This window comes from Duganella levis, from assembly GCF_009857605.1.
In the GTDB taxonomy this organism is placed as follows: Bacteria; Pseudomonadota; Gammaproteobacteria; order Burkholderiales; family Burkholderiaceae_D; genus Rugamonas; species Rugamonas levis.
This window is the reverse complement of record NZ_WWCT01000016.1, coordinates 123,081-134,618: the sequence shown is the minus strand read 5'-3', so window position 1 is coordinate 134,618 and position 11,538 is coordinate 123,081. Positions and strand designations below refer to the sequence as shown.

Annotated in this window: 5 protein-coding genes; 2 read left to right on the top strand and 3 right to left on the bottom strand. The window is 66.5% G+C overall.

Annotated features, from left to right (window positions below; genetic code table 11):
• Positions 1-22 precede the first annotated feature (22 nt).
• On the bottom strand, positions 23-4,471 hold the full coding sequence (locus GTP69_RS19205) for a DEAD/DEAH box helicase (protein WP_161056360.1): 4,449 nt from the start codon (positions 4,469-4,471) through the stop codon (positions 23-25).
• Positions 4,472-4,619: 148 nt separating this feature from the next.
• Between GTP69_RS19205 and GTP69_RS19200 the strand changes: the two genes are divergently transcribed.
• Positions 4,620-8,294, top strand: coding sequence for an ATP-binding protein (locus GTP69_RS19200; RefSeq protein ID WP_202424484.1), 3,675 nt, complete (start codon positions 4,620-4,622; stop codon positions 8,292-8,294).
• On the opposite strand, the gene GTP69_RS19195 is transcribed toward GTP69_RS19200, so the two are convergent.
• Both GTP69_RS19195 and GTP69_RS19190 read right to left on the bottom strand, forming a co-directional pair.
• Entirely contained in the window at positions 8,291-9,253 is a 963-nt protein-coding gene (locus tag GTP69_RS19195; protein WP_161056358.1) for a GlxA family transcriptional regulator, read from the bottom strand. The genes GTP69_RS19200 and GTP69_RS19195 overlap by 4 nt on opposite strands.
• Positions 9,250-10,224, bottom strand: coding sequence for an SLAC1 family transporter (locus GTP69_RS19190; RefSeq protein WP_161056357.1), 975 nt, complete (start codon positions 10,222-10,224; stop codon positions 9,250-9,252). The genes GTP69_RS19195 and GTP69_RS19190 overlap by 4 nt, the downstream gene beginning before the upstream one ends.
• A gap of 217 nt (positions 10,225-10,441) precedes the next feature.
• Here GTP69_RS19190 and GTP69_RS19185 point away from each other — a divergent pair, with 217 nt between their 5' ends.
• A complete protein-coding gene (locus tag GTP69_RS19185; protein WP_161056356.1) occupies positions 10,442-11,536 on the top strand; it encodes an alkene reductase in 1,095 nt (364 codons plus the stop codon).
• Positions 11,537-11,538: the final 2 nt, after the last annotated feature.

Genomic DNA, 11,538 nt, shown 5'->3' with positions numbered 1-11,538 from the left:
ATGTGCGGTACGCCACAGTAGGCTAAATGCTGGCTTGTTTGCCGACCAGCCAGGCGTGCAGCAATTCGCGGTCGGTGGCGTCTGGCGGGTAGTGGAATTTGCCGGCGACCTGGGTGGCGACCGGCGCGCCGTCGCGGAACAGCAGGCGGTTGCCGGCCAGTGCAGGGACCTTGTCGCCGGGCAGCAGGGTGCCGCACAGGTTGAGCGGATCGACGGCGGAGATGCAGACGTAGCTGCCGTCGTGCGGCCTGCGGCGCATTTCGCGCAGCAGGGGAATGGCTTCCGGCAGGGCGAATTGTTCGCCTGAGAGGCCGGCCACGAAACGGCCGCCGCGGATTTCGCCGCGTGCTTCCAGGCGGTGATAGACGGGCAGCAGTTCGCGCCAGCTCGGCATCCAACCGGCTTCGCGCTCCAGCAGGCGCCAGAACATCACGCCGTAGCGGCGCAGCAGCGTCATGGCGATGTGCTCCAGCGTTTCCGGATCGGTGCGCGGCTTGCGGCCCGGTGGGGCCGGACGGGCGGCAGGCTGCGTGGCCGTGGCGGCGATGGCGGTTTCGATCGCCCGCACGGTGATGGACAGGTTGTCCCCTCGACGGACCAGTGCCCAGCGGCCGGCTTCCTCCATCGTCGGTCCAGCGCCACGGCGGCGGCGCTTGTCGTTGCTGGCGCGCTTGTTGGCTGGAACCAGCATGGCGCGCAAGCCGGCGTAGCTGTCGGCGTTCACCAGACCTGTGGCCACCAGCTCGCCCAGCGTGTTCTCCAGCTCCACCGGCAGCAGCCGGGCGTCGTGCGACAGCTCGTCGAAGAACATCGCGCCGTCGCGGCGCAGCGCTTCCAGCACGCGGGCAGCGCGGGGCGATACTTCCACCTGGTCGGCCACGGCGGGCAGCGCGTGCCACAACGTCAGTTGACGGCGCGGCAGCAGCACCAGCGGCGTGCTGCGCACCGGACCGCCGACGGCGCTGGATGGTGCGCCGACCCGCGTCCAGACGATTTTGCCGGCGCGGCACAAGTCGTCCAGCCAAAGCGACGAGTAGTCCTGCACGCGCAGGGCCAGCAGATCGCTTTCCCAGGCGGCGGCGGCGGCTTCGTAGCCTAACAGTTGCGCCAGCGCTTGCGGCAAGGCATCCGGCCCTTTGAGTTGTGCGTCTGGCGTTAGGTGCTGCCACTCGAACAGGAAGCGCATGAAGTCCTGGCGTTCCACTGGTTCGATCTCGCGCCGCAGACGTTTGATGGTGTAGCGGTGAATGCGCGCCAGCAGATGGCGTTCGCACCATTCCTCGACGGTGGCGCCGGGTGTGAAGCGGCCGCGCATCACGTAGCCTTCGGTTTCCAGTTGCGTCAGCGCGATGGTGACGGTGGAGGCGGTCAGCCCGAGCGGTGCGGCAATCGCAGCCACGGTCTGCGGCCCGGTACCACCCAGCCGCGCGCGCAGAATCTCCACCAGCGCCGCATCGCGCGTCCATTCTTCTGCCGCAGCCAGCGCCCCGGCCCGCACGGCCAGCGCGCCGCCAGTGGCCTGCGCGTCGCCGGCAACGAGCGCACTGGCGGCCAGGTGAGCTGTCAGTGACGGCGTGGTGGTGGCCGCTGGATAGGCTGCGCTCAGGCACGGAAGCCGCTCCAGCGCTACCCACAGGTCGGCGCCGCTAGTGGCGTCGCGCAGGCGCGTGGCGCGGCCGGTGGCGGCGAGGCTGTCCAGCCATGCAGGCCAGCTTTCCGCGCGTGCCGCTTCCTCCTGCGTCACGCAAGCCAGTGACATCAACGCCTCATGCATCTCGTCGCCATTGCGCACTGACGGCCAGGCTTCCTCCGCCACCGCCGCAATCGCGCCGGCATCGAGCGCACCCAGATCATCAGTGGACGCCGGATCGGTCCAGCGCCGGTTGATCACCGCCTGCGCGCGCCGTTCCTCCAGCGGCGCATCGTCCAGAAACGCATACGGCCGTGCATTCAGAATCTCCATCGCCAGCGGTGACGGCGCAGGCAGATCGCGTGACAGCAGCCGCACCTCGCCAGCCTCCATGCGCCGCAACAGCGCCAGCCAGCCTTCGCTGTCCATCGCCTCATGCAGGCAATCGTCCAGCGTCTGATCCACCAGCGGATGACTTGGCAGCTCACGCTCGCCGACGATATTCTCCAGGCACGCTGCCTGATCGGGGAACACCGCCGCCAGCAAATCGTCGCTCTTCATGCGCATCAGCTGTGGCGCTACCTTGCGGCCGCCGGCAAAGCGCGGCAAGGCCAGCGACGTGGTCGCGTTCCAGCGCCACCGCACATTGAACAGCGGCGCATCCAGCAAAGCCTGAATCAGAATATGCTCGGCCGTGTTGGACCGCAGATAGCGCCACACCTCATCCAGCGGAAAACTGTGACTCTCCGACAGTGACAGCACAATCGCATCCTCGGTGGCCGCCGCCTGCAATTCAAAGTTAAACGTGCGGCAGAATCGCTTGCGCAGCGCCAGTCCCCAGGCGCGGTTGACGCGGCTGCCGTAAGGCGCATGCACCACCAGCTGCATGCCGCCCGATTCGTCGAAGAAGCGCTCCATCACCAGCGTATCGCGCGTTGGCAGGGCACCCAGCGTGGCACGCGAACGCGCCATGTAATCGGCGATCTGACGCGCCGCATCATCGCGCAGGCCCAGATGCTCGGCCAGCCAATCGACCACGCGTTCCAGCGCGGCCTCGCCATCACCGTCACCATCGCCGGCCAGCAGCCGGTCAATCTCACCGCGCAGGCGCGCCACGCCGATCGACAGTTCGTCGGTGCGGCCCGGCGCCTCGCCCAGCCAGAACGGAATATTCGGCGCCGCGCCGTGCGCATCCTCCACCCGCACCTTGCCGGCCTCAATCCGCTGGATGCGATACGACGTGTTCCCAAGCTGGAAAACATCGCCGGCCAGGCTCTCGACCGCAAAGTCCTCATGCACCGTGCCGATATTCTGGCCCTGCGGCTCCAGCAGCACCGTGTAATCGGCATTGTCCGGGATGGTCCCGCCGGACATCACCGCCGTCATCTTGCCGCCGCGCCGTCCGCGCAGCGTGCCGCTCACCGTGTCGCGGTGCAGATAGGAGCCGCGCACGCCTTGGCGGCTGGTGTAGCCATCAGTGAGCATGTGCAGCACATCGTCATAATGCTGGCGGTCCAGTTGCGCATAAGGCGACGCCTGCCGCAGCAGGGCAAACAGCTCATCCTCGCGCCACTCGCGGCAGGCCACTTCCGCCACGATCTGCTGCGCCATCACGTCCAGCGGCGCGGGTGGAATGCGCAGCGCGTCCAGCTCATTGCGGCGCACGCAGTCCAGCAGCGCTGTGCATTCAATCAGATCGTCGCGCGAGGTCGGGAACAGCCGGCCCTTTGGCAGGCCGCCCACGTGGTGGCCCGAACGCCCAACGCGTTGCAGGAACGAGGCGATGCTCCGCGGCGAACCAATCTGGCACACCAGATCCACGTCGCCGATGTCGATGCCCAGCTCCAACGACGCGGTGGCGATCAGCACCTGCAACTCGCCGCGTTTGAGGCGCTGCTCCGCGTCGAGCCGGTATTCCTTGGCCAGGCTGCCGTGATGTGCCGCCACGTGTTCGGCGCCGAGACGGTCGGCCAGATGGCGCGCCATGCGTTCGGCCATGCGCCGCGTGTTGACGAAGACCAGAGTGGTGCGATGCATGACCGTCAGCTCGGCCAGGCGGTCGTAGACGCGTTCCCACACGTCGTTGGCCATCACAGCCTCCAGCGGCACCGGCGGCAGTTCCAGGTTGAGGTCCCGCGCGCGCACATGGCCCACGTCCACCACCGCGCACGGCCGCCCGGCGCCGGCCAGGAAGTTGGCCACCGCCGATATCGGTTTCTGCGTGGCCGACAGGCCGACCCGCACCGGCGGCCGCGCGCACAGCGCGTCGAGCCGCTCCAGACTGAGGGAAAGGTGGCTGCCACGCTTGCTGCCGGCTACCGCGTGGATCTCGTCGACGATCACGGTGCGCGCGCTGGCCAGCATGGCGCGGCCACTGTCGGAACCCAGCAGCACGTACAGCGATTCCGGCGTCGACACCAGGATGTGCGGTGCGCGCCGGCGCATGGCGTTGCGTTCGGCCTGGGTGGTGTCGCCGGTGCGCACGGCGGTGCGAATGCCGTGCGGCGGCTGGTCCATGGCTTCCAATTCGCGGCCGATGCCTTCCAGTGGCGCCAGCAGGTTGACGCGAATGTCGTTCGACAGCGCCTTCAGCGGCGACACGTACAGCACCCGCGTCTCATCCGGCAGTGGCGCGTTGCGGCTCTCGCGCACCAGCGCGTCGATGGCGGCCAGGAAGGCGGTCAGCGTCTTGCCGGAACCGGTCGGCGCGGCGATCAGCGTGGTGCGGCCGGCCTGAATGTGCGGCCAGGCCTGTCGCTGCGCTTCGGTGGCGCCGGCAAAGGCCGCGTCGAACCATGCCGAGACGGCAGGGTGGAAGTGGTGCGCGTGAGCGGCGGGCATGGCTTCTGTCATAAGGGAGATGATTGGGGCGCACCCGTCAAAGTCAATGTCGCGCTGGATCTCAGCAGTGGCATGGTAAGCTTGAAAATATTGTAAATCATGAATGGCTGTTACTCCCATGTCTACGCGCCCACCAGAAGGCATCCCCATGTTTCTCAACGCTCCTGGGGAGCTGGGATCGCGCTTCTGGGCACACGATTGGGAGCATACGCCGTTGGGCCCCATCAGCGCCTGGCCGCATAGCCTGAAGACGGTGATTAATCTGATGCTCAACTCTCCGCAGCCGATGTGGCTAGGCTGGGGCGAGCAAATGACGTTTTTATACAACGACGCCTACATCGATGTGCTCAGCATGACCAAGCACCCGTGGGCGCTGGGGCGGCCGACGGAAGAAGTGTGGGCCGAGATCTGGGATATTTGCGGCCCACTGGCCGACCGCGTGTTTTCGCAAGGCGCATCCACCATGGCCGACGATGTGCGGCTGTTCATGCGGCGCGGCGACTTTCTGGAGGAGACCTTCTACGCCTTCTCCTATAGCCCGGTGCGAGACGAATCGGGCGCAGTGGCGGGCCTGTTTTGCGCCAATCTGGACGTGACCAGCCGCCATTTGAACGCGCGCCGCATGCACATGCTGTCGGACCTGAACGCGCGCACGCTGCAGGAAAAAACCGTGCACGGCGTCTGCGCCATCGCGCTGGCCACCATCGCTGGTAATCCGGACGACGTGCCGTTTGCGCAGTTGTACCTGGCCGCAGACGCCGGGTCGGCGCAGCTGCTGCACGCCACGCATGCTGACATCGACGGCGCGCGCGCGGTGTTTGCGGTCGATGCCGTGATCGCCGACGGCATGCCGCGCCTGGTGTCGCTGGATCCACGCGCACTGCCGGCCGGGCTGCCGCTTGGACTGGCGCAGCAGCCGCTGCGCGAAGTGCTGGTGTTGCCGTTACCGGGCAGCGTGGCGGAGCAGTCGGCCGGCGCGCTGGTGCTGGGCGTGAGCTCAGCGCGCAAGCTGGATGAGGACTACCGCAGCTTTCTGGAGCTGACGGCCACGCAGGCCGGCAACGCCATCCGCCACGCGCGCGCGGCCGAGGATGAGCGGCTGCGGGCCGATAAACTGGCGGAGCTGGATCACGCCAAGACGCAGTTCTTCAGCAATGTCAGTCACGAATTCCGCACGCCATTGACGCTGTTGCTGGGACCCGCCAACGATGCGCTGGAAGACAGCGACGCGCCGCTGCCGCCGGTGCAGCGCGACCGCATGGTGCTCATGCAGCGCAATGCGCAGCGGCTGCAAAAGCTGGTCAACACACTGCTGGAGTTTTCGCGTGTGCAGGCTGGCCGCGCCCAGGCGCGGTTTGCGGCGGTGGATCTGGTGGCGCTGACCAGCGACCTGGCCAGCAGCTTCCGCTCCGCCATCGAAGGCGCCGGCATGCAGCTGGAGGTCGAGTGCCAGCCGCTGGTGGCGCAGGTGTATGTCGATCCGGCCATGTGGGAAAAGATTGTCCTGAACCTGCTGTCGAACGCCTTCAAGTTTACGTTTGACGGCGAGATCCGCGTGCGCCAGTACATTGCCGGCGACCGGCTGCGGCTGGAAGTGGCCGATACCGGCACCGGCATCCCGCGCGAACAGCTGCCGCAACTGTTCGAGCGCTTCCACCGGGTGGAAGGTGCGCGTTCGCGCACGCACGAAGGTTCCGGCATCGGCCTGGCGCTGGTGCATGACCTGGTGGCGCTGCACGGCGGGCGGCTCGATGTCGACAGCGAACCGGGTTGCGGCAGTGTGTTCAGCGTGACCATTCCGCTCGGCTGCGCGCATTTGCCGGCGGCGCAGCTGGATGAGGATGTGGCGCCGCCATCGCTGTCGGCAGCGGCGGAAGCCTATGTGGCGGAAGCGGAGGGCTGGGTGCAGCAGCAGGCAGCGCCGGCCGTCGAGCAAGCCAGCCATGGCCGCCTGCTGGTGGTGGACGACAACGCCGATATGCGCGACTATCTCCAGCGCCTGTTGCAGGCGCAGTGGCAGGTGGAGGTCTGCAACAACGGCATGGAAGCGCTGGCGATCATCGAGCGCGATCCGCCGGACCTGATCTTGTCGGATGTGATGATGCCGCAGCTGGACGGCTTTGGCCTGCTGGCGGCGTTGCGCGCGCATCCGGCCACGCGCGACATTCCGTTCATGCTGCTATCCGCGCGCGCCGGTGAAGAAGCGCGGCTGGAAGGCTTGCAGGCGGGGGCGGATGATTATCTGGTCAAGCCGTTCTCCGCGCGCGAGCTGTCGGCGCGCATCGAGGTGCTGCGGCTGCGCCAGCGCATGCGCGTGGTGGAAGGCGCGGCGGCGCGGCGCTTGCAAGGCGTGTTCAGTCAGGCGCCGGTGGCGATCTGCATTCTCAGTGGCCCGACGCATGTATTCGAGCAGGCCAATGATTACTATCAACGGCTGGTCGGCCCGCGCCCACTGCTTGGATTGACGATACGGCAGGCCTTCCCGGAGTTGGCGTCGCAGGGCATTTATGAACTGCTGGACGGCGTGCTGGCAACCGGCCAGCCGTATGTAGGGCGCTCGGTGCAACTGAACATGCGGCGCGCACCGGAGCAGGAACCGAGCGAATGCTGGTTCGACTTTGTGTACCAGCCGCTGCTGGATGACGGCGATACGCCGTATGGCGTGGCGGTGGTGGCTTTCGAGGTGACCGAACTGGCCACCGCCAAGCGCGCGGCGGAATCGGCCAACCGTGCCAAGGATGAATTCCTCGCCATGCTGGGCCACGAGCTGCGCAATCCGCTGGCGCCGATCGTCACAGCGCTACAGCTGATGCGCATGCGCGGCAGCGACTTCGCCATCAAGGAGCGCGCCGTGATTGAGCGTCAGACCAGGCATCTGGTGGCGCTGGTGGACGACTTGCTGGACGTGTCGCGCGTTGCGGAAGGGAAGATCCAGTTAAGCCGGCAGGTGCTGGAAGTGGGCGATGTGATCGCGCGCGCCATTGAAACCGCCAGCCCGTTGATCGAGCAAAAGCGCCATGTGCTGACGCTGGACATGCCGTCGTCCGGTCTCGCTGTGCAGGCCGATCCGGTGCGGTTTGCGCAGGTGCTGGCCAATCTGTTGACCAATGCGGCCAAGTACACGGAAGCTGGCGGCCGGCTGACAGTGAGCGCGCGGCGTGACGGCGCGCAGGTGATCGTGGAGGTGGGCGACAACGGCATCGGCATTGCGCCGGACATGATCGACGCGGTGTTCGAGCGCTTTAAACAGGCGCGCCAGGCTTTGAGCCGGTCGCAGGGCGGCCTTGGATTAGGGCTGGCGATTGCGCGCAGCATGATGGCATTACACGGCGGCAGTGTGACGGCCAGCAGCGACGGCGTTGGCCGCGGCAGTATCTTCACGGTGCGCATGCCGGCCTGGCAGGGCCTTGATCAGCCGGCAGCGGCGCAGGAAGCGGTCACCGCTTTCGGGACAGGCGGGCTGTCGATCCTGGTAGTCGACGACAATGAAGATGCTGCGCGGGCGCTGGGCGAGGGACTGGAGTTGATGGGGCATACCGTCAAGGTGGTGTTCAGCGCACCGGAAGCGCTGGCGGTGGCGCCGCAGTTCCGGCCGCAGGTAGGACTGCTCGATATCGGCTTGCCGGGCATGGATGGCTATGAACTGGCCTTGCGCTTGCGCGAACAGCCTGGCGCTGGGTCATTGCGGCTGTTCGCGGTGACCGGATATGGACAGGATGCGGATCGCCAGCGCGCGCGGGAGGCAGGCTTTGAACATCACCTGACCAAGCCATTGGAATTGGCCCGGCTGGATGCGCTGCTGCAAAGCGCGCGCGTGGCCTAGCCGCCGACGCGGAAGCTGTCGCGATACTGGTTGGGTGTAACGCCGAAGCGCTGCGCGAACACCAGCCGCATGCGCGCCGGACTGCCAAAGCCGCAGCGGTAGGCGATGGTCTTCAGGGCCAGTTCGCTGCCCTCCAGCAGATTGCGCGCCGCATCCACGCGGGCGCGCTGGACGAATTCCGCCGGCGTAACTCCCATCTCCTTGACGAACTGGCGCGCGAAGCTGCGCGTGCTCATGCCGGCGACGGCGGACAACTGTTCCACCGACAGCGGCTGCGCCAGATTGTCCATCACATGGCGCTGGATGATGGTGGCCAGTGCGTCGGGCGTCGATGCCTCCGACAGATAGGGACTGAATTGCGACTGGCCGCCCTGGCGCTGTGCCAGCACCAGCAGGCGCTTGGCCGCCGCCAGCGCGACCGCCTGGCCGTGGTCTTCAGCCACCAGCGCCAGTGCCAGGTCGATGCCGGCGGTGACGCCGGCCGACGTCACCAGGCGGCCGTCACGCACGTGGATGCGGTCATGCTCGACCTGGGCCAGCGGGAATTCCACCGCCAGGCGGGCGGCGTCGCTCCAGTGGGTGGTGGCGCGTTTGCCGTCCAGCAGGCCGGCGCGTCCCAGCAGGTAGGCGCCGGTGCAGATGGAGCCGTAGCGCGGCACCGTCTGCGCCACTTCGCGCAGCCAGGCCGAGAGCTGCTGATTGTCCGCTTGCTGCGCCAGTTGCGGGCCGCCCGCCACCAGCACAATGTCGTAGTCCGTGCCCGCTGCATCCAGCGTCAGGTCATAGCCGAGCTGCTGGCCGTTGGAGGCGCGAATCGGCGCCGGCGTGGTGCCGATGGTGATCAGGCGGTAGTGCTGCTGCGGCGGCAGGAAGGCGTTGGATTCGGCGAAAACGTCCATCGGGCCGGAGACGTCCAGCGACTGCACGCCGGGGAACAGCACGAGCGCGAGGGTTTTCAAGATGCCCGCCCCACCACCGGCAGTGGCGCGGTCGGGAAGTAGCTGCCGCGCGCCAGCAATCGCAATGAACCCCAAGCCACATACAGCACCAGCAGCAGAGTGGCGGCGAAGACGACACCGGCGACGGCTTGCAGCAGCATGCTGCCCTGATGTTCCGCCATCAGCATCAGCCCTTGACCCAGCGTGGCAAGGCCGAAGGTGTAGGCCCAATAGCCCGGCGCGAAATCCTGCTGCGCCAACCAAGGCATGGCCAGTGCCAGGCCTGCAAACACGAACAGCGAATAGCCGGCCAGCGCGTAAGTGATGGCGGGATTGACGCTGGCGCCGCTCAGTATCTGGTAGGCGACCAGCGCAACCACCGGTGGCGCGCTGTAGATGCCCATGAAGTTGCGGGTCTTGTCGGACAGGCCGCCGGTCATCAACTGGTGGGTGATGGTCGAATCGAGTATCAGCCACGAGATGCCGCCGGCGCCGAACAGCATCCAGCCGTAGTCGGTATAGCCGAAGATGCCGGCGGCGAGGGCGTTCACCAACACGCTGGCGGTGTAGGGCAGGTACAGCGGCGGCACGATCTGCGCGGCGTCACGCTGGCTGCTCCAGTGCGCGGCCATGCGCCATGCGCCGTAAGCGACGTTGGCGGCGGAGCCGATCCAGAACAGCGGCTTGGCGCTGGACAGTGCATACGGTTGCAGCGCCAGCGCCACCAGGATCAGCGATTCCGGGATCAGCGCCAGGAAGGACGATTGCACCGGGTCGCGCGTCTCGGCGATGGCGGCAGCGCTGTGCGCCAGCCATTTGTGCGCGTACAGCGCGCCAAATACCAGGAAGGACAGCACGGCCAGTGCTTGCAGCAGTTCGCCCGCCAGCGGCGGCAAGGCCCACAGGTTGTGGGCGAAGCGCCAGGCATTGCCGGTTTCGGCCAACCCCAATGTAAGGGCGAAGAATGATGCGGGTAGCAGTTTGGTTTTCATGATGTTGGTGGCAGTAAGTGATCGATGTGTCGATTTTAGGCGCTACTGCCGGCGGCATAAATCAGTCAGATGGATCGAATCCTGCCAATGTAGCACCGAATCCGGTCTGTGCTGATTTTTGCGCTTTGCGCAAAGGTGTTGATGAGCCGCGCCGTCTTATCGCCGCGCGGCGCAGGCGGTACAGTGACTCATCTACTACTCACCCGGAGTCATTACCATGAACCAGCTACTGCAATCGATCCAGATCGGCGACGTCACCTTCAACAACCGCATCGCCATGGCGCCGATCACCCGTGCCCGCGCCGGCGAGGATGGCGTACCGGTCGCGCTCAACGCCGAATACTATGCGCAGCGCGCCACGGCGGGGCTGATCATCACCGAAGCCACCAACGTGTCGCCCAATTCGGCCGCCTTCGAACTGGCGCCGGCGATCTATAACGATGCGCAGGTAGCCGGCTGGCGCCGCGTCACCGAGCAGGTACACGCTGCCGGCGGCAAGATGTTCATGCAGCTGTGGCATAGCGGCCGCGTAAGCTCGTATTCGCTGCTGAAAGGCGCCGAGCCGCTGTCGCCATCTGGCTATAACGACGACCTGGGACTGTTGCAGGTCTACGGCGCGCTGCGCAACGGCTACTACACCCGCATCTACGCCTCGCCGTCGCGCGCCATGACCAATGCAGAAGTGTATGCGGCCGTTGAGGAGTTCCGCGTCGGCGCCGAAAACGCCAAACGCGCCGGGCTGGATGGCGTGGAGATCCACGCTGCCAACGGCTACTTGCCGCAGCAGTTCCTGTCGCCGCTGGTCAATCGCCGCACCGACGAATTTGGCGGCAGCGTGGAAAACCGCGCGCGCTTCCTGCGGCTGGTGATCGAGGCCGTGTTGACGGTGTTCCCGAAACAGCGCATAGGCGTGCGCATCTCGCCTTACGCCGCCTACAACAACGCTACCGATACGGATGTCGCCGCAACCTATGGCTACGTGGCGCGCATGCTGAATGAATACGGCATCGGCTACATCCACGGCGCCGACACCAACGCCTGGGGCGGCGTGGCGGATATGCCAAAGATCCTCGACATCATTCGCAGCAATTACAGCGGCGTGTTGATCGCCAACGCCGGCCTGACACCGGACGACGCGCAGCAGCTGGTGGAACAGGGCAAGGCCGATATGGTGGCGTTTGGCCGCCAGTACGTGTCCAATCCCGACCTGGTGGCGCGGATTGCCGCCGGTGGCCCGTATAACCAGCCGGATCCGTTCTCGTTCTACGGCGGCACCGAGCGCGGTTACACCGACTATCCGACGCTGGGCTAATC